Annotated in this window: 23 protein-coding genes and 1 pseudogene; 13 read left to right on the top strand and 11 right to left on the bottom strand. The window is 70.3% G+C overall.

The window, feature by feature from the left end:
- Positions 1-31 precede the first annotated feature (31 nt).
- Entirely contained in the window at positions 32-907 is an 876-nt protein-coding gene (locus GEV10_16385) for an ISAs1 family transposase (protein ID MQA80035.1), read from the bottom strand.
- Positions 908-1,081: 174 nt separating this feature from the next.
- Positions 1,082-1,525, bottom strand: coding sequence for a MarR family transcriptional regulator (locus GEV10_16380; GenBank protein ID MQA80034.1), 444 nt, complete (start codon positions 1,523-1,525; stop codon positions 1,082-1,084).
- A gap of 85 nt (positions 1,526-1,610) precedes the next feature.
- On the opposite strand from GEV10_16380, the gene GEV10_16375 reads away from it, so the two are divergent.
- Positions 1,611-1,952 carry a rhodanese-like domain-containing protein gene (locus GEV10_16375; protein MQA80033.1) on the top strand — a complete coding sequence of 114 codons (342 nt, stop codon included), beginning with the start codon at positions 1,611-1,613 and terminating at the stop codon, positions 1,950-1,952.
- A gap of 553 nt (positions 1,953-2,505) precedes the next feature.
- On the opposite strand, the gene GEV10_16370 is transcribed toward GEV10_16375, so the two are convergent.
- Positions 2,506-3,837: an MFS transporter gene (locus GEV10_16370; protein MQA80032.1), complete on the bottom strand. Its 1,332-nt coding sequence runs from the start codon at positions 3,835-3,837 to the stop codon at positions 2,506-2,508.
- 170 nt (positions 3,838-4,007) lie between these two features.
- Here GEV10_16370 and GEV10_16365 point away from each other — a divergent pair, with 170 nt between their 5' ends.
- Genes GEV10_16365 through GEV10_16345 form a run of 5 tightly spaced genes read left to right on the top strand, consistent with a single transcriptional unit; the run spans position 4,008 to position 8,591 of the window.
- The gene (locus GEV10_16365; protein ID MQA80031.1) at positions 4,008-4,760 is read left to right on the top strand and encodes an FCD domain-containing protein; all 753 of its coding nucleotides are present in this window, start codon (positions 4,008-4,010) and stop codon (positions 4,758-4,760) included.
- Positions 4,761-4,783: 23 nt separating this feature from the next.
- Positions 4,784-6,007 (top strand): CoA transferase, encoded by a 1,224-nt coding sequence (locus tag GEV10_16360; GenBank protein ID MQA80030.1) that lies wholly within the window; start codon positions 4,784-4,786, stop codon positions 6,005-6,007.
- Between the two features lie 5 nt (positions 6,008-6,012).
- The gene (locus GEV10_16355; protein ID MQA80029.1) at positions 6,013-6,786 is read left to right on the top strand and encodes an enoyl-CoA hydratase/isomerase family protein; all 774 of its coding nucleotides are present in this window, start codon (positions 6,013-6,015) and stop codon (positions 6,784-6,786) included.
- Positions 6,787-6,789: 3 nt separating this feature from the next.
- Positions 6,790-7,542, top strand: a complete 753-nt coding sequence (locus GEV10_16350) for an SDR family oxidoreductase (GenBank protein ID MQA80028.1) — start codon at positions 6,790-6,792, stop codon at positions 7,540-7,542.
- Complete coding sequence (locus GEV10_16345) at positions 7,539-8,591, top strand: alcohol dehydrogenase catalytic domain-containing protein (GenBank protein MQA80027.1); 1,053 nt, start codon at positions 7,539-7,541, stop codon at positions 8,589-8,591. Before GEV10_16350 ends, GEV10_16345 begins: the two co-directional genes overlap by 4 nt.
- A gap of 135 nt (positions 8,592-8,726) precedes the next feature.
- Here GEV10_16345 and GEV10_16340 read toward each other — a convergent pair whose 3' ends face one another.
- The 6 genes from GEV10_16340 to GEV10_16315 form a co-directional block, all read right to left on the bottom strand.
- The gene (locus tag GEV10_16340) at positions 8,727-9,527 is read right to left on the bottom strand and encodes a UTRA domain-containing protein (protein MQA80026.1); all 801 of its coding nucleotides are present in this window, start codon (positions 9,525-9,527) and stop codon (positions 8,727-8,729) included.
- A 189-nt stretch (positions 9,528-9,716) separates the two neighbouring features.
- A complete protein-coding gene (locus GEV10_16335) occupies positions 9,717-10,481 on the bottom strand; it encodes a 3-oxoacyl-ACP reductase (protein MQA80025.1) in 765 nt (254 codons plus the stop codon).
- Positions 10,482-10,486: 5 nt separating this feature from the next.
- Positions 10,487-11,857: an aldehyde dehydrogenase family protein gene (locus GEV10_16330; protein MQA80024.1), complete on the bottom strand. Its 1,371-nt coding sequence runs from the start codon at positions 11,855-11,857 to the stop codon at positions 10,487-10,489.
- The gene (locus tag GEV10_16325) at positions 11,854-12,582 is read right to left on the bottom strand and encodes a gamma-glutamyl-gamma-aminobutyrate hydrolase family protein (protein ID MQA80023.1); all 729 of its coding nucleotides are present in this window, start codon (positions 12,580-12,582) and stop codon (positions 11,854-11,856) included. The genes GEV10_16330 and GEV10_16325 overlap by 4 nt, the downstream gene beginning before the upstream one ends.
- Entirely contained in the window at positions 12,563-13,834 is a 1,272-nt protein-coding gene (locus GEV10_16320; GenBank protein MQA80022.1) for a glutamine synthetase, read from the bottom strand. The genes GEV10_16325 and GEV10_16320 overlap by 20 nt, the downstream gene beginning before the upstream one ends.
- 126 nt (positions 13,835-13,960) lie before the next feature.
- The gene (locus tag GEV10_16315; GenBank protein ID MQA80021.1) at positions 13,961-16,420 is read right to left on the bottom strand and encodes an FAD-dependent oxidoreductase; all 2,460 of its coding nucleotides are present in this window, start codon (positions 16,418-16,420) and stop codon (positions 13,961-13,963) included.
- 99 nt (positions 16,421-16,519) lie between these two features.
- Between GEV10_16315 and GEV10_16310 the strand changes: the two genes are divergently transcribed.
- From GEV10_16310 to dgoD, 3 genes are all read left to right on the top strand, one after another.
- Positions 16,520-17,452: a phosphotransferase gene (locus GEV10_16310; protein ID MQA80020.1), complete on the top strand. Its 933-nt coding sequence runs from the start codon at positions 16,520-16,522 to the stop codon at positions 17,450-17,452.
- A 2-nt stretch (positions 17,453-17,454) separates the two neighbouring features.
- On the top strand, positions 17,455-19,035 hold the full coding sequence (locus GEV10_16305) for an amino acid permease (GenBank protein ID MQA80019.1): 1,581 nt from the start codon (positions 17,455-17,457) through the stop codon (positions 19,033-19,035).
- A 79-nt stretch (positions 19,036-19,114) separates the two neighbouring features.
- Positions 19,115-20,278 carry a galactonate dehydratase gene (dgoD, locus tag GEV10_16300; GenBank protein MQA80018.1) on the top strand — a complete coding sequence of 388 codons (1,164 nt, stop codon included), beginning with the start codon at positions 19,115-19,117 and terminating at the stop codon, positions 20,276-20,278.
- A 7-nt stretch (positions 20,279-20,285) separates the two neighbouring features.
- On the opposite strand, the gene GEV10_16295 is transcribed toward dgoD, so the two are convergent.
- On the bottom strand, positions 20,286-21,158 hold the full coding sequence (locus GEV10_16295) for a TIM barrel protein (GenBank protein MQA80017.1): 873 nt from the start codon (positions 21,156-21,158) through the stop codon (positions 20,286-20,288).
- A 128-nt stretch (positions 21,159-21,286) separates the two neighbouring features.
- Between GEV10_16295 and GEV10_16290 the strand changes: the two genes are divergently transcribed.
- The 4 genes and pseudogenes from GEV10_16290 to GEV10_16275 all read left to right on the top strand — a co-directional run bounded on the left by GEV10_16290 (position 21,287) and on the right by GEV10_16275 (position 24,428).
- Positions 21,287-21,562: an L-rhamnose mutarotase gene (locus GEV10_16290; protein MQA80016.1), complete on the top strand. Its 276-nt coding sequence runs from the start codon at positions 21,287-21,289 to the stop codon at positions 21,560-21,562.
- Between the two features lie 85 nt (positions 21,563-21,647).
- The gene (locus tag GEV10_16285; protein ID MQA80015.1) at positions 21,648-22,967 is read left to right on the top strand and encodes an MFS transporter; all 1,320 of its coding nucleotides are present in this window, start codon (positions 21,648-21,650) and stop codon (positions 22,965-22,967) included.
- Between the two features lie 46 nt (positions 22,968-23,013).
- On the top strand, positions 23,014-24,072 hold the full coding sequence (locus GEV10_16280) for a hypothetical protein (GenBank protein ID MQA80014.1): 1,059 nt from the start codon (positions 23,014-23,016) through the stop codon (positions 24,070-24,072).
- A pseudogene (locus tag GEV10_16275) lies at positions 23,295-24,428 on the top strand (hypothetical protein). Before GEV10_16280 ends, GEV10_16275 begins: the two are co-directional and overlap by 778 nt.
- Positions 24,429-25,441: 1,013 nt before the next feature.
- Here GEV10_16275 and GEV10_16270 read toward each other — a convergent pair.
- On the bottom strand, positions 25,442-25,580 hold a 139-nt coding region (locus GEV10_16270), incomplete at its 5' end, for an IS630 family transposase (protein MQA80013.1).

Raw genomic sequence — 25,580 nt, 5'->3', positions numbered from 1 at the left:
GTCGGGTATCCGTGCCCGGTTGTGTCACACCTCAGCCTGATAATGGGACGATGAAGGTCTTCTTGAGCTCCTTGATTGCGGGATACGAGCCACTGCGCAACGCGGCCAAGTCGGGAGCGACCACCCTCGGGCATACCGTTGTACGCGCCGAGGACTTCGGAGCGTCCCCGGAGAGCCTCAATCCGGTTGCCTTGCCGGGGTTCGCAGTGCCGATGCGGTCGTACTGATCCTCGGCGCCAGGTACGGGCACCTGCAGGCGCTGGTCGACCAGGTAGGTCGCGTGGGCCCGCTGGGCGTGCATGGTATCGGCGGTGACGACCGCGCCGGAGAGCTCGATCCGGTCCAGAAGCGTTGCGAACATGGGGATCTCGTCGGTGTTAGCCACGACATCAACCTGACCCAGCACCATGCCGTGAGTGTGGTCCAGGGCCGACAGCAGATGCCGGCCAGGTAGATCAGGGCTGCTCGACCCACGCAGGGTCTTGCCGTCGACCGCGACCAGCCGCCGCGAACCCGGTGACGGCGTGGTGCACTGCTGCGCCCAGGCGCCGATCCGATCGTCAAAGGCGTCAGCATCCAGCCTCTGCAGGGTTCGGCGGATCGTGGACTCACACGGCACGACACCAGCGATCCGCTCGCGGACCTCGGCGTCAGTATCGGCGGCCCACTCGGCGATCGCGGCGAACGAGCGGGCACCGGCCAGCACCGCACACACCGCCACCGTCAAGATCGTGGACAGTCCATGACGGATCCCGCGTCGGGCCCGGGGATCGGCCACCGGCGCCAGAACCGACAGCACGGTGGCACGGTCGGCATCCACGGACTCAACGCGGCGAGCAAGTGGCCGATCGTGGGATCGATCGGCGATGATGACGCGGCGGGCATGGTTCCTCTGGTGATCCGGCAGGCCTGAGAACCGCCATGATCAACACCGGGGCCGTGCCCGCGCCGCTATCCGCTCACACCGGCGTGTCGCCGACCCACCGCCCCTGCACCACGACTTTGCCGACCCCTGGGGGGTCAAGGGGGCGATTGCTCAGTCGTCGCCGGCCACCTCGAACAGGCCCGACGCCAAGGGAAGTCAGCCCGCGGGCATCTGAATCTTGCTGAGAACCTTCGCCAACAGGATGAGGTCGTCGTTGGTCAGGCCAGACGCGAACTGCGCCTCGATAGCGCGGACGTAGACCGGGGCCGCGGTGCGGAACTCAGATAGTCCGGACTTCGTGATGACCGCGTACGCGGAGCGCCGATCATCCGGATGCTCCTCTTTGCTGACGAGGCCACGGTTGACTAGCTCATCCACCAGGCGACTGACACGGGTCCGACTCAGAACGACTCGTTCGGCGAGGTCGCTCATCCGCAGCCGCCCCTCAGGCTCCATTGCCAGTTCAAGCAGCACGTCGTACCACGACAGCGGCAAACCGGTCTGACCCTGGACTTCCTTGTCCAGCGCGGGAACAAGCGAGGCGTGCACCTGTAGCAGTGCGCCCCAAGCATCGGCAGCGAGCTTCTTGCGAGAGGGCATGCGACAAGCCTAGTCGATGTTGCGTGCGCACGCACGCATGGTTATGGTTGTGTGCGCACGCACATAGCAACCGGAAGGAAGCATCATGACCGAACTCATCAGCCGCGACGATCTCAAGGCGGCCATCGACTCGGGGACCGTCACCGTGGTCGACGCGCTCGGAGGCATGTACTACGAGCAGCAGCACCTGCCAGGGGCTTTACCGCTGGCTGAAGCCGACGTGGCGGCCAAGGCGTCACTCCTGTTGCCGAACAAGGAAGCAGCGATTGTCACCTACTGCTCCAACGAATCCTGCCCGAACAGCCAGGCCGTCGCGAACCTGCTCGCAGCGGCCGGCTACACCCACGTCCGCAAGTACCGTGAAGGCATCCAGGACTGGGTAGAAGCCGGCCAGCCGATCGAGTCCGGCGTGTACGCGAACGCCTGACACACTCGCCCATCAACAATCGGGCCTCGCCGTCGACGCCAGTCGACGGTGAGGCCCGACTTCTTGTTTGGCGTCCCACGGGCCGGTCAACCTCGCTCGGACCTGCCCGGCGTCCGCGGCTCGCAGCAAGTAGTTACACACCGTGGTTGGGTCGAAATCGAGTCGGACGGCCGAGATGCGGCGCGCCGTCGTCGAACGACGGGACTTTCTCGAAGCCCGCGCAGCCGCGGTCCTCGATCAGGCGCTCCGCGATGGTGACGATTGGGTTGCCTTGCTCGGCACACCACCGAATGAGGAACGGGCCGCGGGCAGTCGGCATGGTTCCTCTGGTGATCCGGCAGGCCTGAGAACCGCCATGATCAACACCGGGGCCGTGCCCGCGCCGCTATCCGCTCACACCGGCGTGTCGCCGACCCACCGCCCCTGCACCACGACTTTGCCGACCCCCTGGACCCACCCCGATCCCCTCACGCTCCACCACCGACAACCAAGCCCCAGCCACCCCAACGAGTCCGATGCAACACATCCTGGAACTCACGGAGGGGATCGGGGGTCAGTCCGACGCCACCGTCGGGGTCGTCACCGGTGCGGTCGTGTCGATGCCTCTGGTCTCGCGGGCCCTCGACACGGCGATCACGGTCACCACGCAGGTGGCGATGAGGAACAGGCACACCGACCGGTAGCCGCCGGTCGCCTCGAGCAGCGCGACGGCGATCAGCGGAGCGAAGCCGCCGACGACCGCGCCGCCGATCTCGCGGCCCATGCCGAAGCCGCTGTAACGTACCCGCGCGGAGAACAGCTCGGCGAAGAACGCGCCCTGGGGGCCGAACATCGCGCCGATGCCGATCGCGATGCCGACCACCATGGCGAACAGCACGGCTCCGGTGTTCCTCGTCTCGAGCAGGGCGAAGAACGGGAACGCGAAGAGCCCGGAGAAGATCGCGCCGCCGATGAAGACGGGACGGCGTCCGATCCGGTCGGACAGGGCACCGAACAGCGGGGTGGCGACCAGCGCGACCGTCGCGGCGATCGACACGCCGGTCAGGCCGAGACCCTCGGGCAGGTGGAGGTAGTCGGCGATGTAGGTGAGCGAGAACGTCTGGTAGGTGTAGCTCACACCGTTCTGCGCGCAGATGGCGCCGATGACGATGAGCAGCGGCCTCCACTCCTTGCGCAGCATCGTCCCGACCGGCAGCTTCACCTTCTCGCCAGAGCCCTCCAGCCGCTCGAACGCGGGGGTCTCCGCGAGCTTCGACCTGATCACCAGGCCGAGCACGATGATGACGCCGCTCGCGAGGAACGGCAGGCGCCAGCCCCAGGACATGAACTGCGCGTCCGGCAGTGCGCTGGCGGCGGCGAACGCGCCGGACGACATCAGCAGCCCGAGGTACACGCCGATGGCCGGCCACGAACCCTGGAGACCGCGGTGGCGCGGGTCCGCGTGCTCGACGGCCATGATCGCCGCGCCGCCGTACTCCGCACCCGCGCCGAAACCCTGTAGGAGGCGGAGCAGGACGAGCAGGACGGGTGACCACACGCCGACGGCCGCGTACCCGGGGAGTAGGCCGATGCCGATCGTCGCCGCACCCATCAGCACGAGCGTGAACACCAGCACCCGCTTGCGGCCGATGCGGTCGCCGAGGTTGCCGAAGAACATCCCGCCGAGGGGGCGGATGAGGAAGCCGACGGCGTACGTGGCGAACGCCTGCATGGTGCCGGCGACGGGGCTCGAGTTGGGGAAGACCAGCTCGTTGAAGACGAGCGCGGCGGCGGCGCCGTAGAGGAAGAAGTCGTACCACTCCAGCGCGGATCCGGCCAGCGCTGCCGCGCCGACGGCACGCATCGACTGCTTCTTCCTCGGTGCGGCATGGGGTGACTGCGTCATTGCACCTCCAGGGCGAACTGCAGAGACGGTAGGACGAGCGTCCGGCACTCGTCAATAGTTCATCAGACAAATCTGTCGCATTCATCAGACAAACGTTGCGTGGAGAAGACTCGGTCGCGTACATTCCTGAGACAGAGCTCGGCCACGTCGTCGAGCGGGGGAGGACGTACGTGAGCCGGACCTATCCGAACCGCGGTCAGCACGGCCGCGCGGTCCATGCCCTCGGGGTGCGCATCGTCTCGGGGGAGTGGCCTGCCGGTGAGCCGCTGCCCACCGAGGAGGCGCTCGTCGCCGAGCTCGACGTCGGCCGCTCCGCGCTCAGGGAGGCGATGAAGGTGTTGGCGGGCAAGGGTCTTCTCGAGACCCGCACCCGCGCCGGCACCCTGGTACGCCACCGCGAGTCGTGGAACCTGATGGACCCCGACGTCCTCGGCTGGCAGTTCGAACGGCAGCCGTCCGCGCGCAACCTCGACGACCTCTCGCAGCTGCGGCTCGTGCTCGAGCCCGCGGCCGCGCGGATGGCCGCGGTGCACGCCGACGAGGCGGCGGTGAAGGAGATCGCCAACGCGTTCGCGGACATGGAGTCGTCCGTCGGCGACCCGGAGGCGTTCATCGTGGCCGACCTCGCGTTCCACGCGGCGATCTTCGCCGCGACCGGGAACGAGCTGCTCGTGCACCTGAACGAGATGATGGCCGTCGCGATGTCGGCGCACCGGCACGTGCACACCGACAACCCGCGCACCTATCGCCGTACGCTGCCCGACCATGACCGCGTGCTCGACGCGATCCGCAGGCACCACGCCGCCAAGGCCGAGACGCTCATGCGCGTGCTCGTGGAGCAGGCGCGCAAGGACGTGCTCAACGCGGCGAAGCGGGTCGCCGGCGCGAACGGCCCGGCGGTTCGCCGCAAGCGCGGCAGCTGACGGACGACGACGAGGAGGCGTACATGGGAGTGCTCGACGGTTACCGCGTACTCGACCTGTCCATCGCGATGTCAGGACCGTTCGCGACGATGCGGCTCGGCGACCTCGGCGCCGACGTCGTCAAGGTCGAGCCCGTGACCGGCGAATGGCAGCGACACGTGTCGGCTGGGGGCTCCGGCGGCAACCGGATCAACGTGTCGTTCCTCTCGCTGAACAGGAACAAGCGCAGCCTCGCCGTGAACCTCAAGACCGACGAGGGTCGCCGCCTCGTCCACGAGCTGGTGGAGCAGTCCGACGTCTTCCTGCAGAACTACCGCCCGGGCGTCGCGGGACGCCTCGGCGTCGACTACGAGACCGTCCAGGCGGTCAACCCGCGCATCGTGTACGTCTCGATCTCCGGCTACGGCGAGAGCGGTCCCTACGCCCAGCGGCCAGGACAGGACCTCCTCCTGCAGGGCCTGTCGGGCGCGATGATGAGCGCCGGCCGTCGTGACGACCCGCCGCACCCGGCGCCGATGTACATCGCCGATGCGGTGACGGCGTACACCGCGTTCGAGGGGGTCCTGGCCGCGCTGCTGCACCGGGAGCGCACCGGTGAGGGACAGCTCGTCGAGGTCAACATGCTCGACGCGATGATCGCGTTGCAGATGCAGGAGATGAGCGTCTTCACCGCCGGCGGCATGGAGCAGCGTCGCACCGACGAGCCGCACGCGCACTGCTACATCCGCGCGCCGTACGCGGCGTTCGCGACGGCCGACGGTCACCTCGTGCTCGCCTTCCCGCCGTTGCGCCGGCTCGGCGAGGTGCTCGACCTGTCATCGCTGCTGACCATGGACGACGAGACCGACGGGCACGCACGCCGCGACGAGATCCACCGCCTGGTCGCGGAGCGACTCGCCGGCGGCACCACCGCCCACTGGCTCGAGCTCTTCGAGCGCGCGGGCTTCTGGGCGGGGCCCGTGCACGCGTACGCCGACGTCGTCGGTGACCCGCAGGTCGCGCACAACGGCTCGCTCGTCACGTACGAGCACCCCACCGAGGGCGAGATCACGACGCCGGGGTTCCCGATCCGCTTCGGCCGCACGCCGTCCGCGGTGAGCCGCGGCGCGCCGCTGACCGGCGAGCACACCCGTGAGCTGCTCACCGAGATCGGCGTGCCGGGCGACGAGGTCGACCGGCTGATCGCCGCCGAGGTGGTGGCGGAGACGACCCACCACATCATCGAGAGGGCCGAGGTGAACCCGTGACCGGAGTGCAGACCGACGAGGTGACGTTCGAGGTCGAAGGACACGTCGCAGTCCTGACCCTGAACCGGCCGGCCAAGCTCAACGCCGTCACGCCGGAGATGACCACCGACATCCGCGCGCACGCCGATCGGGTGAACGGCGACAGGGACATCAGGGCCATGGTCCTCACCGGCGCGGGGCAGAGGTCGTTCTGCGCGGGCAGCGACATCCGCGAGCTCGACGCCTACGACACGGCGTGGGAGTTCCGCGACCGGCCCGACTACTGCGACGCGATCCGCGGCATCCGCAAGCCCGTCGTGGCGGCGATCAACGGCTACGCGTACGGCGGCGGACTCGAGCTCGCGATGTCGTCCGACATCAGGATTGCGTCGACGCTCGCGTCGTTCGCCGCGCCGGAGATCAAGCTCGGCTGGGTGGGCGGCGGCGGTCAGGTCGCGTTCCTCGTGCACAGCATCGGGCCGTCCAACGCCGCGATCATGACCCTGACCGGCGACCCGGTCGGTCCCGAACGCGCGCTCGCCTGGGGACTGGTCAGCGAGGTCGTCGAGCCCGGTGAGCTGCTGCCGACGGCGCGCGAGCTCGCGGAGCGGATCGCCGCTCGCCCGCCGATCGCCGTGCAGACCGGCAAGCTCAACCTCAAGGCCGTCCACTCGCTGCCGCTGGAGAACGCCATCCAGTACGAGCGCGACCTGCAGACGTTCTGCTTCACTACCGAGGACGCCGCGGAGGGACGCGCCGCCTTCAAGGAGAAGCGCGAGCCCCGGTTCACCGGGAGGTGACTCATGTCCACCGACCTGACCGGACGGGTCTGCCTGGTCACGGGTGGCGGGAGTGGCATCGGCGCGTCCAGCGCCCGGGCACTCGCTCGCGCCGGAGCGACGGTCGTGCTCACCAGCCGTGACAGGGAACGGCTCGACCGGGTCGCGAGCGAGATCACCGGTGCCGGCGGGCGGGCGGACGTCGTCCCGTGCGACCTGTCCGGCGAGTCGGCCGGCGGCCTCGTCGACGAGACCGCCGGCAGGCACGGACGTCTCGACGTGCTCGTCCACGCGGCGGGCAACCAGGTCCGCAAGCCCACGGCCGAGTTCACGCTCGCCGACTGGGACGCGGTGATGGAGGTGCACCTGCGGTCCGGGTTCGTCCTCGCGCAGGCCGCCGTCCGGCACATGACCGCGCGCGGTTCGGGGGCGCTCGTGTTCGTCGGGTCGATGACCAGCGCACGGCTCGGGCATCCCTCGACGGTCGCGTACGCCGCGGCGAAGAGCGGCCTGCTCGGTCTCGCCCGTACGCTCGCCGTCGAGTACGCGGCGGACGGCGTGCGCGTCAACACCGTGCTGCCCGGCTTCATCGCCACCGACATGGCCGCGCAGGTGACCGAGACACCGCAGCGACGCGCGCTCGTCTCGCGCATCCCGCAGGGCAGGTACGGCGATCCCGACGAGGTGGGGGACGTCGTCGCGTTCCTCGCCGGCGACGACGCGCGGTACGTCACCGGCGAGACGGTCACCGTCGACGGCGGTTGGAGCGTGGCATGAACGCGATCCCGACCCGGATGCGCGGCTTCCGCAAGCTCAGTCGCCGTCCCGACGACGTCGCCGTCGTCGACCTCGACGTCCCCGAGCCCGGTCCGGACGAACTGCTCGTCGAGGTCGCCGGCTGCGGCGTGTGCGGCAGCGACCTGCACGCCGTGCACGCCGACCGCGGGTACGAGTCGATGCGCATCCCCGTCGTGCTCGGGCACGAGTTCGCGGGCCGCGTCGTCGCGGCGGGCCGTGACGCGACCGCCGGCGTGGGTGACCTGGTCGTCGCCGTGTCGATCCAGGGCTGCGGCGGCTGCGTCCGGTGCCAGGGCGGGCGCTCGCAGCTGTGCGCCGATCGGCGCATCCTCGGCATCCACACCGACGGTGGGCTCGCCGGGTACGTCCGCGTCGCGTCGCGGCACCTCGTCCCGGTGCCCGACGGGCTCGGCCCCGTCGAGGCCGCGCTCGCCGAACCGCTGTCGGTGGCGGTGCACGCCGTGCTCGAACGGACATCGATCACACCGGGCACGCGGGTGGTGGTGACAGGGCCCGGGCCGATCGGCCTGCTCGCCGCCCGGCTCGCCCACGTCGCCGGCGCCGAGGTGCTCGTGCTGGGCACTGCGGCGGACACGGCCCTGCGGCTGCCGTTCGCGGAACGGCTCGGCGTCGCGACGGCGAACCTCTCGGACGTCGCCGCCGCCGAGGCGATCAGGTCGCGCTTCGGGGCAGCGGCACCGGACACGTGGCTGGAGGCCTCGGGTGCCGTGCCGGCGTTCGGCGCCGCGGTCGGCGAGATCGGTCCAGGCGGCCAGATCACGGTCATCGCCCAGTACGCCTCGCCGGTCGAGTTCTTCGTCCCCGACCTGCTCCGCCGCGACGTCACGCTCGCCTTCAGCTACGCCGCCAACGCCGCCGCGTACGACACCGCGCTGCGCCTGCTGGCGACCGGCGTCGTCCCCACGGCCGAGTTCCAGACGAGGTACGCGCTCGACGACACCCCGACCGCGCTCGCGGACGTCGCGGCGGGGCGCGTGGTCAAGGCGGTCGTGGTGCCCGGCGGCTGACCCGCGCGTGAGGGTTGTCAGACCTCAGCGGGCGATGACCCGCTTGAGGTTCTGCCACGTCGCCGGGACCGTCGTGAACGGCACCCTGACCGTGCCTGGGCACGGTCAGGGTGCCCCTCACGGGGCGCTCCTGGATCAGGACCTGCGGATCGCGCTCAGGGTCGGCGTCTCGGTCGAGCGGACGCCGCTGCGCACCATGATGCGGACGCGGTCGGCGCGGAAGAGATCGCGGGCGAACTCCACCGCGAGCCCGGCGACCGAGTACGCCGTGCGCTCGATCAGCATGAGCGGCGCACCCTCGTCGACGCCCAGCAGGCCGGCCTCGTCGGCGGAGGCGCTGACGGGTTCGAGGTACTCGGTCGCCGTGTGCGGCTCCTGGTCGTAGTGCCGGGCGAGCAGTGCGTAGAGCGAGCCGCCCAGCCGGTGGTCGAGCAGGTCGGGGAAGGGTCCGGCGGGGAACGACGAGCGCTCGAGCGCGAGCGGCGTGCGGTTCGCCGACCGTACGCGGACGACCTCGTGCACGAGGCTGCCGGCGGCGACCTCCAGCGCCTTCGCGACCGGCCGGGACGCCGGCACGGTCTCGGCCCGCAGCACCTTCGCGCCGGCACGCAGGTGGGCACGGCGCATCTGCGCGGTGAAGCCCGCGAGGCCGGTGAGGTCGCACTCGATCTTGGGCTCCGCGACGAACGCGCCGCCTGCCCGACCGGGGATGCGGACGAGCACGCCCTTGCGTTCCAGCCCGGCGAGCGCCTGGCGCAGCGTCATCCGGCTGACGCCGAGCGCCGCCGCGAACTCGCGTTCGGCGGGCAGCCGGTCGCCCGGGGAGATCTCGCCCTTCGCGATCGCGTCGACGAGCCACTGCTCGATCCGCGTGTGCGCGGGGATGCGCGCGTCCTGACGCAGGTCGGGAAGCGAGCGGAGCACGTCGTCGAGCACGACCTCAGCTTAGGCTGCCTCGGCCGAGCACACCGCATTGCGGGCGAGGACGCGGATCGTGTAGGCGGCGCGACACGGCAGTGGTGTTCACACCGTGAGTCGGGGGTTCCCACATGCTGCCGCCGATGGGAACCCCCGAATCGCGACGTGCAGCGGTGCCTCACCCCACCGGACGGGCAACCCGTGGCGCTAGATCGGCGTGACGTAGGCGCCGGAGATGCCGCCGTCGACGAGGAACGTCGACGCCGTGACGAAGGACGCGTCGTCGCTGGCCAGGAACGCGACCGCGGCGGCGATCTCCTCCACCCTCGCGAAGCGTCCCATCGGCACGTGGACCAGCCGGCGCTGGGCGCGCTCGGGGTCCTTGGCGAACAGCTCGCGCAGCAGCGGGGTGTCGACCGGGCCCGGGCACAGCGCGTTGACCCTGATGCCCTCGCGCGCGAACTGCACGCCGAGCTCGCGTGACATCGCGAGCACGCCGCCCTTCGACGCGGTGTACGAGATCTGCGACGTCGCCGCGCCCATCACCGCCACGAACGACGCCGTGTTGATGATCGATCCCCGTCCCTGCTGCTGCATGTACGGCAGCGCGGCCTGGCAGCACAGGTAGACCGAGGTGAGGTTGACCTGCTGCACCTTCTGCCACGCGTCGATGCCGGTGGTGAGGATCGAGTCGTCGTCGGGCGGGGAGATGCCGGCGTTGTTGAACGCGATGTCGACCGAGCCGTAGGTCTCGTGCGCGGTGCGGAAGAGACCCTGGACGTCTGACTCGCTGGTGACGTCGCAGTGGACGTAGAGCCCGTCGACCGATGATGCGGCCGCGGCGCCCGCCGCGTCGGCGACGTCGGCGACGACCACCTTCGCGCCCTCGCTCGCGAGCCGTTCCACCGTGGCGAGCCCGATGCCGCTCGCCCCGCCGGTGACGACGGCCACCCTGCCTTCGAGACGTGTCACGCGTCTCAACCCTCCGTGTCGACGTAGACGTTCTTGGTCTCGGTGAACGCGTCGAGCGCGTCCGGGCCGAGCTCCCGGCCGAGGCCGGACTGCTTGTACCCGCCGAACGGCGTCGAGTAACGCACCGACGAGTGCGAGTTCACCGACAGGTTGCCGGCCTCGACGGCCCGCGCGACGCGGAACGCCCGGCCGAGGTCGCGGGTCCAGATCGACCCGGACAGGCCGTAGTCGGAGTCGTTCGCGAGGCGTACGGCGTCGGCCTCGTCGTCGAACGGCGCCACCGCCACGACCGGGCCGAAGATCTCCTCGCGCCACTGCCGCGCCCGTGGGTCGACGGGCGCGAGCACGGTCGGCGGGTACCAGTAGCCGGGGCCGTCCGGGCAGCTGCCGCGGAACGCGACCGGCGCGTCGTCGGGCACGTACGACGCGACCGTCTCGCGCTGGCCGGCCGAGATAAGCGGCCCCATCTCGGTGGCCACGTCACCAGGCGGCCCGACGACGACGCCCCGCACCGCGGGTTCGAGCAGCTCCATGAACCGGTCGAGGACCGAGCGCTGCACGAGGATCCGCGAGCGTGCGCAGCAGTCCTGGCCGGCGTTGTCGAACACGCCGTACGGCGCCGTCGCCGCCGCACGTTCGAGGTCGGCGTCGGCGAACACGACGTTCGCGCTCTTGCCGCCCAGCTCCAGCGTCACGCGCTTCACCTGCTCGGCGCCGCGCGCCATGATCTGCTTGCCGACGCTCGTCGACCCGGTGAAGACGACCTTGCGGACGTCCGGGTGTGTCACGAACCTGTCGCCGACGACCGAACCCTTGCCGGGCAGGACGGTGAAGACGTGCTCCGGCAGTCCGGCCGCGAGCGCGAGCTCGGCCAGCCGCAGCGCGGTCAGCGGCGTCAGCTCGGCGGGCTTGAGCACGACGGTGTTGCCCGCCGCGAGGGCGGGCGCGAAGCCCCAGCCGGCGATCGGCATCGGGAAGTTCCACGGCACGATCACACCGACGACGCCGAGCGGCTCCTTGAACGTCACGTCGATGCCGCCGGCGACGGGGATCTGCTGGCCCAGCAGGCGTTCCGGCGCGGCGGCGTAGTAGTGCAGCACGTCGCGGACGTTGCCCGCCTCCCAGCGTGCGTTGCCGATGGTGTGGCCGGAGTTGACGACCTCCAGGCCGGCGAGGTGTTCGACGTCCGCGTCGACGGCGTCGGCGAACCTGCGCAGCAGCCGTCCCCGGTCGGCCGGCGCCACCGCACGCCACGACTCCTGCGCCGCACGTGCGCGGGCGATCGCCGCGTCGGTCTCCTCGACGGTGGTCGCAGGGACCGCCCTGACCACCTGCTCGGTGGCCGGGTTGACCACCTCGAACGCCGTCGCCGTCACGATGACCTCCCTGCGTCGATGGCGTGTACGAGTCCCTCGAACAGCCTGATGTCGGACGAGTCCTCCTCCGGGTGCCACTGCACCCCGAGCGCGAACCGCGCGGACGGCACCTCGACCGCCTCGACCGTGCCGTCGTCGGCCCAGCCCACGACGTCGAGCGCGGACGCCACCGTCGCGACCGCCTGGTGGTGGTGGCACTGCACGTCGTGCTCCGCGCCGAGTAGCGCCGCCGTGCTGCCGCCCTTCAGCGTCACGTGTGTCGGCCCGAAGACCCCGACGACCGGCCGGTGGCCCTCGTGCCCGACGGTGTCGGGCAGGTGCTGGACGAGTGTGCCGCCGAGCGCGACGTTGAGGATCTGCATCCCGCGACACACGCCGAGGAGCGGCAGGTCGGCGTCGAGTGCACGGCGGACGAGGGCAAGCTCCCACGCGTCACGCTCGGGTCGGGTGCCGATGGTCTGCTCGTGCTGTTCCTCGCCGTACGCCGACGGCTCCACGTCGGCACCTCCGGTCACGACGAGCGCGTCCACGGTGTCGACGAGCTGCGCCGCACCGTCGGCGACCGGCGGCAGCAGTACCGGAAGGCCGCCGGCGCGGAACACCGCGTCGACGTACGTGCGCTGCAGCATCGCGAACTCGGTGTCCCACGCGAGCATCCGCGCGCGCTCGCGGTGCGTCGTGAGCCCGACGAGCGGGCGGGTCGCCTCAGAGCCGTTCGAAGCCACGGAACCTTTCCCAGTCCGTCACGGTCGAGTCGTACGCGGCGAGCTCGATCCGTGCCGCGTTGAGGTAGTGGTCGATGACCTCGTCGCCGAACGCCTGGCGCGCGACCTTGCTCGTGGCGAGCAGGCCGGCCGCCTCGTGCATCGTCGCGGGCACGTGCGGCTTGTCCGAGTCGTACGCGTTGCCCACGAACTCCGGCTCCAGCGGCAGCTCGTTCTCGATGCCGTGCAGCCCGGCCGCGACGAGTGCCGCGACGGCGAGGTACGGGTTCACGTCGCCGCCCGCGACGCGGTTCTCCACCCGCAGCGACTGGCCGTGTCCGACGACCCGCAGGGCGCACGTGCGGTTGTCCATTCCCCACGCGATCGCCGTCGGCGCGAAGCTGCCGGGGATGAACCGCTTGTAGGAGTTGATGTTCGGTGCGAAGAAGTACGTGAGCTCGCGCAGGCAGGCCAGCTGGCCGGCGAGGAAGTGCCCCATCAGAGGCGAGAAGCCGTTCGCGCCGCCACCGGCGAGCACGGGATCACCGTCGTCGGAGCGCAGGCTGATGTGGATGTGGCAGGAGTTGCCCTCGCGCTCGTCGTACTTCGCCATGAACGTGAGGCTCATGCCCTGGGCGTCCGCGATCTCCTTCGCGCCCGTCTTGTAGACGCTGTGGTTGTCGCAGGTCGTGAGCGCGTCGTCGTACCGGAACGCGATCTCGTGCTGGCCGAGGTTGCACTCGCCCTTCGCCGACTCGACGTAGAGCCCCGCACCCTCCATGTCGAGCCTGATGCGGCGCAGCAGCCCTTCGATCCTGCTGGTGCCGAGCATCGAGTAGTCGACGTTGTAGAGGTTCGCCGGCTCGAGCTTCCGGTAGCCGCTGCGCCACGCCTCCTCGTACGTGTCGCGGAACACCATGAACTCCAGCTCGGTGCCGACGTACGCGCCGAGCCCGCGCTCGGCGAGCCGGTCGAGCTGGCCGCGCAGCAGCTGGCGCGGGGACGCGACGACGGGCGTGCCGTCCGCCCAGCCGAGGTCGCACTGCACCATGACGGTGCCCTCGAGCCACGGCACGCGACGCAGCGTCGACATGTCGGGACGCAGCACGAAGTCGCCGTAGCCGCGGTCCCAGGACGACATCGCGTAGCCACCCACGGTGTTCATGTCCACGTCGACGGCGAGCAGGTAGTTGCAGGCCTCTGCGTGGTTCGGCACGACCTCCTCGAGGAAGTACCGCGCCGCGCACCGCTTGCCCTGGAGGCGACCCTGCATGTCGGTGATGACGACGAGGACGGTGTCGACCTCGCGGGCGTCGACGAGCACCCGCAGCTCCTCGACGGTGAACCTCTCCTCGGATCGCGGCAACGTAGGGCTCCTCGCTTTGCTGGCGGTCGGCCTTCAGCGTATGCGTTCGCCCGTGGGGTCGAAGAGGGGCTCGCGCTCGACGACGCCAGGCACCCAGTCGCCGAAGACCTCGACGGCCACCGTGGTGCCGATCTCGGCGCGGTCGGTCGGCAGGTACGCGTACGCGATCGAGCGCCCGACCGAGTAGCCGTACCCGCCGGACGTGACCCGGCCGGCGACCTCGTCGCCGACCCTGACGGGCTCGTTGCCGAGCACGACGGCGCTCGGGTCGTCGAGGGTGAGGCAGCGCAGCCGCCTGGTGGTGCCGGCCTCGCGCGCGGCGACGAGCGCGTCGCGTCCGCAGAAGCCGCCGGGCTTGTCGAGCTTCACGCAGAAGCCGAGACCCGCCTCGTACGGAGTCACCTCCGGGCCGATGTCCGAGCCCCACGCCCGGTAGCCCTTCTCCAGCCGCATGCTCTCGATCGCGCGGTAGCCGCCGGCCGTCATGCCGTGCGGCTCGCCCGCCTCCCACAGCGTGCGCCACAGCGCGGCGCCGTACTCGCTCGAGCAGTACAGCTCCCAGCCGAGCTCACCGACGTACGTGACCCGCAGCGCGCGCGCCGGCACGTCACCGACGGTGATCTCGCGCATCCGCATGAACGGGAACGCGGCGTCGCCGACGTCGGCCGGGGTGAGCGAGCCGAGGATGTCGCGTGCCCGCGGACCCCACAGCGCGAAGCACGCGTACTGCCCGGTCACGTCGGCGATGCGGACGGACGCGCCGAGTCGCGTCGCCTGCGTGCGCAGCCAACCCATGTCGTGTGAGCCGAACGCCGTGCCGGTGACCACGACGAACGCGTCGTCGTCGACCCGGGTGACCGTGACGTCGCACTCGATGCCGCCGCGCTCGTTGAGCGCCTGCGTGTAGGCGACGCCGCCGACCGCACCCGGGATCGTGTTGTCGCACACCCGGTCGAGGAACGTCGCGGCGTCGGCGCCTGACACCTCGATCTTGGCGAACGACGACTCGTCGAACAGCCCGGCCGACTCCCGCGTCGTCAGGTGCTCGGCGCCCACGGCGGGGGACCAGCTCCGGCCCGCCCATCCCTGCGGGGCGAGCAACGCGTCGCCCCGCGCCTCGTTGGCGGTGTAGTAGTCGACCCGCTCCCAGCCGGCCTTCTCGCCGAACTTCGCGCCGTGGGCCTGGTGCCACGGGTACGCGGGTGAGGTGCGCAGCGGACGTCCCGCCGACCGTTCCCTGTCCGGGTACGGGATGTCGTAGTACGTCTCGTAGTTCTCGACCGTCCTGGCGAGCGTGTACGACGGTGACCGGTAGTGCCGGCCGAAGCGCCGTACGTCCATGTGCCACAGGTCCATCGACGGCTCGCCGCCGACGATCCACTCGGCCATCACCTTGCCGATACCGCCGGCGCCGGCGAGACCGTGCGCGCAGAAGCCGGCGGCGACGTAGAACCCGCCGACCTCGGTCTCGCCGAGGCAGAACTCGTTGTCCGGTGTGAACGCCTCCGGCCCGTTGATCAGCGTGCGGATGCCGACGTCGGCCATCGCGGGCACGCGCACCTGGGAGTTCTCGGTGATCTCGACGAACCTGTCCCAGTCCTCGGGCAGCAGGCGGCCGTTGAAGTCCGGCGGGATCGCGTCGTACGACGTGCGGCTCGCGGTCCACGGCAGCGAGTCGCGCTCGTAGCCGCCCATCACCAGGCCGTCGACCTCCTCGCGGTAGTACACGAGCAGGTCCGGGTCGCGCAGCGTCGGCAGTGGCCGGTCACGCGGCTCGAGGAAGGCCTCCGTCACGAGGTACTGGTGCGACATCGGGATCAGCGGCACGCGGACGTCGAGCATGCGGCCGATCTCCGCGGCGAACATGCCCCCGCAGTTGACGACGACCTCGCACGCGATGTCGCCACGGTCGGTGCGGACCGTCGTCACCCGTCCCTTGTCCTGCTCGATGCCGACGACGCGGGTGTGGGGGTGGATTGCCGCGCCCGCCCCCCGGGCGAGCGCGGCGAGTGCGTAGCAGAGCTGGGACGGGTCGGCGTAGCCGTCGGTGGGCAGGTACGCGGCGCCCAGCACGCCGTCGGTGACCATCAGGGGGAACAGCTCGGCCGCCTCGGCCGCGGAGATCTCCTCCATCGCGAGGCCGAACGTGCGGGCCCACCCGATCTGCCGCCTGATCTCCTCCAGCCGTTCCGGCGACGACGCCAGCCGGATGCCGCCGCTCTCCACCCACCCCGAGGGGTGCTCGGTCCCTTGGAGCTCCCGGTACAGCTCGACTGAGTACATGTTCATCCGGGTGAGCGTGGGGTCGGACCGCAGCTGGCCGACGAGTCCGGCGGAGTGGAACGTCGAGCCGCTGGTCAGCTCGTTCCTGTCGAGCAGGACGACGTCCCGCTCGCCGAGCTGGGTGAGGTGGTAGGCGACGCTCGCACCGCCCACGCCGCCACCGATGACGACGACGCGCGCCGCGGACGGTAACGGCCTCTCGGTAGGCATGACGTCGAGCGTAGCCATCGACCCCGTGAACGGTCTAGACCGTAGAAACGTGAGGTCTCGGTCTAGACCGTTAGTCGCACGCGCTCTACCATCTCGCCAATGGGAACCTCCTCCCGCGTGAACACCGAGGTCGAGCTGCTCGCCCTGCTCGACCGGATACCGGCCGCGTCCGGACACCCGCGCACCGTGGAGGACCTCCCCGGCGGGTTGACGAACCGCAACGTCAAGGTCACAACCCCGCAGGGCTCGGTGGTGGTGCGGATCTCGGCGAGCGACGGCGCGCTGCTCTCCATCGACCGTGACCACGAGCACGCCAACTCCACCGCCGCGGCGCGGGCGGGAGTCGGTGCGCCGGTCGTCGACTACCTGCGGGACGACGGTGTGCTCGTCGTGGGGTTCCTCGAGGGACGCACCCTCGGCAACGCCGACCTGAACGACCCGGCGATCCTGCCGCGGGTCGCGGACGCGTGCCGTCGACTCCACGCGGGGCCGCGCTTCGTCAACGACTTCGACATGTTCGAGGTGCAGCTGCGCTACCTCGACGTCGTGCGGCGGAACGGCTTCCGGTTGCCCGACCGCTACCTGGAGTTCATGCCCGTCGTCGACCGGATCCGCGGCGCGCTCGGCGTGCGTCCGCTCGCCACCGTGCCGTGTAACAACGACCTGCTCCCCGAGAACTTCATCGACGACGGTGAGCGGCTGTGGCTCATCGACTACGAGTACGCAGGAAACAACGACCCGTGCTTCGAGCTCGGGAACATCTGGAGCGAGGCCGACATGCCCGTCGATCACCTGGACGCACTCGTCGGCGCCTACTACGGGCGACCGTCGCCGGCCCGCGTCGCCAGGGCGCGCCTGTTCGGCCTGATGTCGAAGTTCGGCTGGACGCTGTGGGCGTCGATCCAGGACGGCGGCAGGTCCGCAGACTTCGACTTCTGGTCGTGGGGGATGGAGAAGTACGACCGCGCCGTCGCGGAGTTCGACGGTCCGGACCTCGAACGCCTCGTCGAGGACGTGCAGGGAGAGGACTAGACATGTCCACCACCGACAAGCCCACGCCGGAGCTCTCCGACGACGAACGGACCCTGCACAAGCTCGGCTACGCGCAGGTGCTGTTCCGCGAGATGGGCGGCTTCTCGAACTTCGCCATCTCGTTCACGATCATCTCGATCCTCGCCGGCTGCCTCACCTCGTACTACATCGCGTTCAACAACGGTGGCCCCGTCGCGGTGACCTGGGGCTGGCTGCTCGTCGGCGTGTTCTGCACGATCGTCGCGATGGCGATGGGCGAGGTCGCGTCGTCGATGCCGACGGCCGGTGCACTGTACTTCTGGGCATCGAAGCTCGGTGGTCCGGCGTGGGGCTGGTTCACGGGCTGGTTCAACCTGGTCGGCCAGATCGCCGTCACGGCCGCGATCGACTACGGTGCCGCGATCTTCACCACGGCCCTGCTGAACCTGTGGTTCCCCGGTCTCGTGCCGGAGGGCGGCACCGGCATCTTCCTCGTCTACACCGTGATCGTCGCCCTGCACCTGCTGCTCAACCTGCTCGAGGTCAACGTCCTCGCGCTGTTCAACCGCATCTCCGCCTGGTGGCACATGGTCGGCGTGCTGGTGATCGTGGGCGTCCTCGTCGTCGTCCCCGACCGGCACCAGTCGGTCGGCTTCGTCTTCACCGAGACCATCAACAACTCCGGCTTCGGCGGGACGGGCTTCGGTGACGTGGGCTTCTGGTTCGTGTTCGGCATCGGACTGCTGATGGCGCAGTACACGATCACCGGGTACGACGCGTCCGCGCACATGAGCGAGGAGACCAGGAAGGCGTCGCGCGCGGCCGCCTGGGGCATGGTGATGGCGGTCGTCGTCTCGGTGGTCTTCGGCTTCATCCTGCTGGTCGCGGTCACGTTCGCCGTGCCCGATGTCCAGGGCACGCTCGACTCCGCCGGCAACGCGGTCGCGTACATCTGGGAGACCTCGATGGGCCAGGGGTGGGCGGAGTTCCTCCTCCTGATCGCGGTCGTCGGGCAGTTCTTCTGCGGCACGGCGTCGGTGACGTCGGCGTCACGGATGATGTTCGCGTTCTCCCGCGACGGTGCGGTGCCCGGCTGGCAGATCTGGCGCCGCGTCTCCAAGCGCCGTGTCCCGGTGTACGCGGTCGCCGCGATCGTCGTGCTCTCGTGGGCGCTGATGATCCCGACCCTCGTCAACGAGTTCGTCGGCTACCTCGTCGGCACCTCGATCGCCGTGATCGGCCTGTACATCGCGTTCCTGCTGCCGATCCTGCTCAGGCTCAAGGCGGGCGCCAGGTTCGAGCGCGGCGCCTGGACCCTCGGCCCCCACTACAAGTGGATCGGCGTCCTCGCGAGCGTCTGGATCGTCTTCGTCTGCGTCCTCTTCCTGATGCCCGTCTCACCCGCCGGCATCCCCGGCAACCCGGAGTTCACCTGGGAGGTCGTGAACTACGCACCGCTCACGGTGGGCGGCGCCTTCGTCCTGTTCGGCGGCTGGTTCCTGATCTCCGCGCGCAAGTGGTTCAAGGGCCCGGTGCGCGAGGCCTCGACCGAGGAGGAGCTCACCTCGATCGAGAAGTCGTTGGACGCCGAGAAGAAGACCTGACGCGGAGTCGGGCTTGCCGGCACCCTCGACGCATCGCACGTACGCTGATCCCCGGCCGTCCGACATGAACGGGAGACGCATGCGCATCAGCAGGATCGAGACGTTCCGGGTCCCGCCGCGGTGGATCCTCGTACGACTCGAGACCGACGACGGCCTGCACGGCTGGGGCGAGGCGATCGTCCCGAAGCGTGCCAACGCGGTGACCGGCGCGGTCGCGGATCTCGCGGCCAACGTCGTCGGCGCCGACGCGTCCCGCATCGAGGATCTCTGGCAGCGGATGCGTCGTGACGGCTTCTTCCGCGGTGGTCCCGTCCTGTCGACCGCCGCCGCCGCGGTCGAGCAGGCGCTGTGGGACGTGAAGGGAAAGGCGCACGGCCTGCCGGTGTACGAGTTCCTCGGCGGCCTGGCCCGCGACGACGTCCAGCTGTACGCCTGGATCGGCGGCGACCGGCCGGACGACGTCGTCGCACAGGCGGCCGCCAGGCGCGAGCAGGGCTTCGCCGCGGTCAAGATGAACGCGACCGAGGAGCTCGACTACATCGACGACCACGCGAAGCTCGACGCGGTCGTGGCCCGGGTGGCGGCCCTTCGCGACGCGTACGGCCACGACCTGCGCATCGCGCTGGACTTCCACGGACGCGTGCACCGGGCGATGGCGAAGACGCTGCTCGCCGAGCTCGACCAGTTCGCGCTGATGTGGGTCGAGGAGCCGCTCGGCCCCGGCCACGAGAGCTCGCTCGCCGAGGTCACCCGGGTCGCACACCGCACGCCGATCGCCACGGGCGAGCGGCTCACGTCACGCGCGGAGTTCGTCCCGCTGCTCGAACAGCGGGTCGTCGACGTCATCCAGCCCGACGTCTCGCTCACCGGCCTGTTCGAGCTGGAGAAGATCTGCCGCATGGCCGAGGCGTACGACGTCGCCGTCGCGCCGCACTGCCCGAACGGCCCGGTGTCGCTGGCCGCGTCGCTGCAGGTCGGGTTCTGTGCCGGCAACGTGGTCATCCAGGAACAGAGTGTCGGCCTGCACTACAACCGCGGCTACGCCGGGCTGCCGCCCGCAGAGATGCACGACTACCTCGTCGATCCCACCCCACTGGTGCCCAAGGACGGCCGGCTGGCCGCGCCCACAGGCCCGGGCCTCGGCATCGACATCGACGAGGACGTCGTCCGCGAACGCGACGGCACCTGGCAGCTCCGCGACCCCAACTGGCGCACGGAAGACGGCCGCTACGCCGAGTGGTAGTCGCCCGTTACGCGCCCACGGCCTCGCGGAGGACATCGCGCAGGGCGACGGTCTCGGTCAGGTTGTCGACGAGGTTGCAGCCGAGCCAGTCGGCCCAGACGTACTCGCAGGCGAGGTAGCCGGCGTAGTCGTGCGACCGTAGCGCCGCCACCATGCGGCCGAAGTCGATCGTGCTGGTCCGCATGCTCGCCTGCAGTGCGCCGTTGGTGGCGCCGCGGCACTGCACGTGGCCGGCGTGCGCGGTCAGCGGTTCGATCTGCTCGTCGGTGAACCCGGCGTACGAGAAGTGTCCGTAGTCGAGCGTCACCGTGAGCCCCGGTACCCGCGCGAGCAACGCCAGCGCACGCTCCGGCGTGTCGACGATCGACCCCACGTGCGGTTCGACGGACAGTCGCAGGCCGGACTCTCCCGCCAGCGAGACGCGCTTGCCCAGCTCGTCCGCCGCGCGGTCGACCGCCTGCTCCCAGGTGTCGCCGTCATACGACACCCCGGGGAGGATCGTGACGCCGGGACTGCCGACGAGCGAGGCGAGGCGCAGCGCACGTTCGTACGCCGGCCGGCCGCGCTCGACCTCGGCGGGGTCGGGGTGGTTGACCGACATCGTCTCGAAGTCCGGCGCCTGGTAGAAGACGTCGGCGACGGCGAGGCCGCGCGACTCGCAGCTCTCCCTGACCCGGCCGGCCCAGAACTCGACGTCGGTGCCGATCTCCTCGGGCTTGAGGTGCGACCTGCCGTGCATGAGGCCGAGGTCGACGGCGGAGAAGCCGAGCGCCGCGACGAGGTCGAGCGCGACACCGTGCGACACCGCCGGCCACGTGTAGTCGGCACAGGACAGCGCCAACTGCCTCGGTCGCTCTGGCATCCGGTCCCCTCCTTGCATCTGGAAACCTTTCCAGGAAAGCTTAGGGCCGGCCACCCGCGCGATTCAAGCGCCGTGCGGGGTCATGTGGCGACCGCTGGGAGGTTCAGGTGCAGAGGTACTGCTTCACCTTCTCTATCGTCCCCGGCATGGAGCAGGAGTACGAGCGTCGCCACCGCGAGGTGTGGCCCGACCTCGTGGCGGCACTGCGGGAGAACGGGGTGTCCAACTACTCGCTCTTCCGGCGCGGTCGCTCCGTCATCGCCTATGCCGAATGCGAACCGGACGGCCCGACGGCGTTCGCCGCGGTGGGGCGCACGGAGGTGAACCAGCGATGGTCGGAGTGGTTCGGCGACGTGCTCGTCGACCTGACCGACGAGAACGGCGACCTCAACGTCGTCGACGAGGTCTGGCACCTGCCGTGACCAGGCGGTCTTGACACAGGCGCCCCGGGCGTACTAGATACTCCGGTGGGCGAACCTGGAAAGGTTTCCAGCGAAGGGAGCACACATGGCTGATCACGCGTCGCTGACCGCGAGGGACGAGGCGCAGGTCTCCCGTAGCCATTGGCGCCCGGCGATCCTCGCCGCGACGGCGAGCTACTTCGACGCCGGCGCCATCGTGGCCGGCGCCGTCGCGTTGCCGCTGTGGGCCGAGGAGTTCAGTCTCGGCACGACCGCGGTCGGCCTGATCGGCGCCTTCAGCGCGAACGGCATCTCGACCGGCATCGGCGCGCTGGTGGGCGGCTACCTCGGCGACCGGTTCGGGCGGCGGGTCATCTACACCTGGGACCTGCTGCTGTACATCGTGGGCGTCCTCGTCATCGTGTTCGCGCCGAGTGCGGGAATCGTCATCCTGGGCTACGTGCTCACCGGGTTCGCGGCGGGTGCAGACATCCCCAACTCGATGTCCCTGCTCGCGGAGATCGCGCCACGAAAGTCGAGAAGCAAGATCGTCGGACTGGCGCCCGTGCTCTGGTACCTCGGACCGCTCGTGGTGACGGGGATGAGTGTCGCCATGCACTCGCTCGGCCTGCTCGGCGCGCGCATCATCTTCGCCCACCTCGCGGTCGTCGCCCTGGTGGTCTGGATCCTGCGGCGGAGCATGGTCGAGTCACCACGCTGGACCGAGCTGAAGGAGGCCGCACGCGAGAGTCAGGGCGCGACAGCGCGAAGCGTGCGGACGTCCCGGAGCGCGCTCAAGGCGGCGTTGCCGGCGTTCGTCTTCATGGGCGCCCTGGTGACGGTGTGGAACATCCCCGCCGGCACCTACGGCTTCTTCTTCCCCTACCTGCTGCGCACCGCGGGCGCGCACAGCGCGTTCGCCGCCGACTTCCTCAACATGATGCTGTTCGTCATCGGCATCATCACCCTGACCGTCTTCCTGTTCATCGGTGACCGGGTCAACAGGCGGGTGAGCTACGCCGTGTTCTCGGCCGTCGCGGCACTCGGCTTCTTCCTCTTCCTCTTCCTCTTCATGCCCGTCACCAGCACCGTCGCGGTCGTGCTCAACCTGATCCTGATGGGCGTCGGCGGCTTCTCCGTCACGTTCCATCTGTGGAGCGTCTGGTCGACCGAGCTCTTCGCGACGAACGTGCGGGCGAGCGCGCAGGGCTGGACGATCGCCGTGTCACGGGTCGCCCTCGGTCTCTGGAGCCTCGCTCTCCCGGCGATCACCGGGACCTTCGGGTTCACCACGGTGGCCGTCATGCTGGGATGCATGTACGTGTTCGGAGTCGTCTTCGGAGGACTGTTCGGGCCGTCGACGCAGGGCAAGTCGCTGGAGCAGATCCGCTTCTCATGGTCGGCGAACTTCAGGTCGTCTGGGTAAGCCCGACGCGGTCTCCACCAACGCGCCCACCCCCTGAGAGGAGACGATGAGAAAGCTCCGCCTCGGCGTCGTCGGCGCCGGCTCCTGGGCCGTCGCCGCGCACCTGCCGGCGCTGGCGGCCAGACGTGACGAGGTCGAGTTCGTCGCCGTCTGCCGTCCGGACGACGACGCCCTCGCCCGGGTCAGGGACCGCTTCGGCTTCGCGATCGCGTCGACGGACTACCGCGACGTCGTGGCGGCCGGCCTCGACATCTGCGTCGTCGCGAGCCCGTCCGCGTTCCATCACGAGCATGCCGTGGCCGCCCTCAAGTCCGGCGCGCACGTGTTGTGCGAGAAGCCGATGACGATCGACCCCGCGCAGGCGTGGGACCTCGTCGACGTCGCGAAGGGAGCGGGCAGGGAGCTGCTGATCAGCTTCGGCTGGAACTACTCGGCCCTGGTCTCGGCGGCCAGGCAACTCGTCGACGAACACGGCATCGGCCGTCTCGAGCAGATGTCGATCCACATGTCGTCCACCACCCGCGAGCTGCTGAGCAACACCGGCGCGTACCCCGACGCCGATCCCGACACCGTGCCCGAGCAGGCCACCTGGACCGATCCCGCGATCTCCGGCGGCGGCTACGGACAGGCTCAGCTCTCGCACGCGCTCGGCCTGGCGCTGCACCTGGTCCCCGAGCGGGTGAGCGCCGCGTACGCCCTGACGAGTGCGCCGCTCGGCGCGCCCGTCGAGCTGCACGACGCCGTCAGCCTGCGCTTCGAGGGTGGCGGCATCGGCACGCTTGCCGGTGGCTCGTCCCATGCCGGTGCGGGCGGCGACAAGCACGCGCTCGAGGTGCGGGCCATCGGCAGCGAGGGCCAGCTGCACGTCGACGTCGAACGCGAGATCGCGTGGCTCTACCGGCCGGACGGCGTCGACGTCCGCGTGCCGCTCGAACGCGACTCCGGACGCTACCCGTCGAGCGGCCCCGCGGACGCGCTCGTCGACGTCGCGTCCGGCCGCACCGAACGCAACCGCGCCCCCGGCGAGCTCGGCGCGCGCACGGTCGAGGCCCTCGACCTCGTGTACCGCAGCAGCAGGAGCGGGCGGCTGGAGGAGCGCCGTTGAGGATCGCATCGATCGAGCCGATTCCGCTCGCGTACGACGAGCCGAACGACCACGGCGGCACCAGGCAGGTGTGCCTGGTCAAGGTCGTCGCCGACGACGGCACGGTCGGGTGGGGCGAGGCCGTCACCATCTGGCCGGAGGCGAGCCGCGCGGTCGTCGAGATCGTGCGTGGACTCGCTGGCGTGCTCGTCGGACGTGACCCGCTCGCGACCTCGGCGCTGTGGTCCGCGATACGCGAGCACACCTGGTGGTACGGCGTCGGCGGCATCGCGACGTTCGCGCACGCCGCCCTCGACATGGCGCTGTGGGACATGCGCGGGCGCGCGACGGGACAACGCGTCCTCGACCTGCTCGGCGGTCCCGTCCACGACGGCCTGCCCGCCGTCGTCTCGTGCCACACGTCGCGCGGCGACCTGCGTGAGGGCGCCGAGGAGATCGCCGGCTGGGTCGAGCGCCACCAGGCGTGGGGCGCCAAGGTCGGCTTCGGCAAGCGGGGCGACGCCGCGCTCGGCATCGACCACGACCGCGACGTCGCCTTCGTACGTGCGCTCCGCGCGGCGCTCGGACCCGCGCCGCGCATGATGGTCGACATCGGCGCGCGGATCAGGTGGGACGTCGCGACGGCGGTCACCCGTGTGCGCGCGTTCGAGGAGCACGACCTGTACTGGGTCGAGGAGCCGCTGGGCGCCGACGACCCCGAGGGCTACGCCACGCTGCGCGCGAAGTCGACGACGCTGATCGCCTACGGCGAGCGCGAGTGGACCGTCGACGGCGTCGCGCGCATCGTTGCGACGGGCACCGTCGACGTCGTCGGCTGCGACCCCGGCCGCACCGAGGGCGTCACGGGATTCGCGCGCGCGTGCAGGATCGTGGAGTCCGGGCGAAGACAGGCCAACGCGCACGCCTGGGCCGGGCCGATCGCGTACGCCGCGTCGCTCGCCGTCTCGTACGCGTCGAGCGCCTGCCGCCAGTTCGAGGTGCAACCGCTCGTCAACCCGCTGCACGCCGACCTGGCCCACGCGCCCCTGCCGCGAGACGGCATCGTCCCACAGCCGCAGGGTCCCGGCCTCGGTCTCGAGGTCGACGAGTCCGCGGTCGCGCACTACCGCGCCGACCACTGAACCGATCACGAGGAGTTCGAACCGTGCAACCCGGTCCCGCACGTGCGTCCACCGACGGCAGCGAGAAGAAGTCCCAGCCGAAGCGTGCCGCGGGCGCGACACTCGTCGGCACCGTCCTGGAGTGGTACGACTTCACCCTCTACGGGCAGGCGGCCGCGCTGGTGTTCGCCGGCCAGTTCTTCGCGTCCGCGGAGAGCGGAGTGTTCGCGGCGCTGGCGACGTACGCGGTCGGCTACGTGGCGCGTCCGCTAGTGTCGCCCGCCGGAAATTCGTGTGATATATCGTGCGAGGGAGTCGAGGATTTCCTCCGCGGTCTTCTTCCACACGAACGGTTTCGGGTCCTCGTTCCACATCTTGATCCATTCGCGGACGTCTTTCTCCAGTGCC

The sequence above is a fragment of the Streptosporangiales bacterium genome, assembly GCA_009379955.1.
GTDB lineage: Bacteria > Actinomycetota > Actinomycetes > Streptosporangiales > WHST01 > WHST01.
This window is presented reverse-complemented; position numbering and strand designations above follow the sequence as displayed.

Bases quoted from the DNA above. Each gene is read 5' to 3' on its own strand.
- GEV10_16380 (MQA80034.1), bottom strand. From the start codon at position 1,525: ATGCCCTCTCGCAAGAAGCTCGCTGCCGATGCTTGGGGCGCACTGCTA.
- GEV10_16375 (MQA80033.1), top strand. From the start codon at position 1,611: ATGACCGAACTCATCAGCCGCGACGATCTCAAGGCGGCCATCGACTCG.
- GEV10_16370 (MQA80032.1), bottom strand. From the start codon at position 3,837: ATGACGCAGTCACCCCATGCCGCACCGAGGAAGAAGCAGTCGATGCGT.
- GEV10_16360 (MQA80030.1), top strand. From the start codon at position 4,784: ATGGGAGTGCTCGACGGTTACCGCGTACTCGACCTGTCCATCGCGATG.
- GEV10_16350 (MQA80028.1), top strand. From the start codon at position 6,790: ATGTCCACCGACCTGACCGGACGGGTCTGCCTGGTCACGGGTGGCGGG.
- GEV10_16345 (MQA80027.1), top strand. From the start codon at position 7,539: ATGAACGCGATCCCGACCCGGATGCGCGGCTTCCGCAAGCTCAGTCGC.
- GEV10_16320 (MQA80022.1), bottom strand. From the start codon at position 13,834: ATGCAGGGTCGCCTCCAGGGCAAGCGGTGCGCGGCGCGGTACTTCCTC.
- GEV10_16315 (MQA80021.1), bottom strand. From the start codon at position 16,420: ATGCCTACCGAGAGGCCGTTACCGTCCGCGGCGCGCGTCGTCGTCATC.
- GEV10_16310 (MQA80020.1), top strand. From the start codon at position 16,520: ATGGGAACCTCCTCCCGCGTGAACACCGAGGTCGAGCTGCTCGCCCTG.
- GEV10_16305 (MQA80019.1), top strand. From the start codon at position 17,455: ATGTCCACCACCGACAAGCCCACGCCGGAGCTCTCCGACGACGAACGG.
- dgoD (MQA80018.1), top strand. From the start codon at position 19,115: ATGCGCATCAGCAGGATCGAGACGTTCCGGGTCCCGCCGCGGTGGATC.
- GEV10_16295 (MQA80017.1), bottom strand. From the start codon at position 21,158: ATGCAAGGAGGGGACCGGATGCCAGAGCGACCGAGGCAGTTGGCGCTG.
- GEV10_16290 (MQA80016.1), top strand. From the start codon at position 21,287: ATGGAGCAGGAGTACGAGCGTCGCCACCGCGAGGTGTGGCCCGACCTC.
- GEV10_16285 (MQA80015.1), top strand. From the start codon at position 21,648: ATGGCTGATCACGCGTCGCTGACCGCGAGGGACGAGGCGCAGGTCTCC.
- GEV10_16280 (MQA80014.1), top strand. From the start codon at position 23,014: ATGAGAAAGCTCCGCCTCGGCGTCGTCGGCGCCGGCTCCTGGGCCGTC.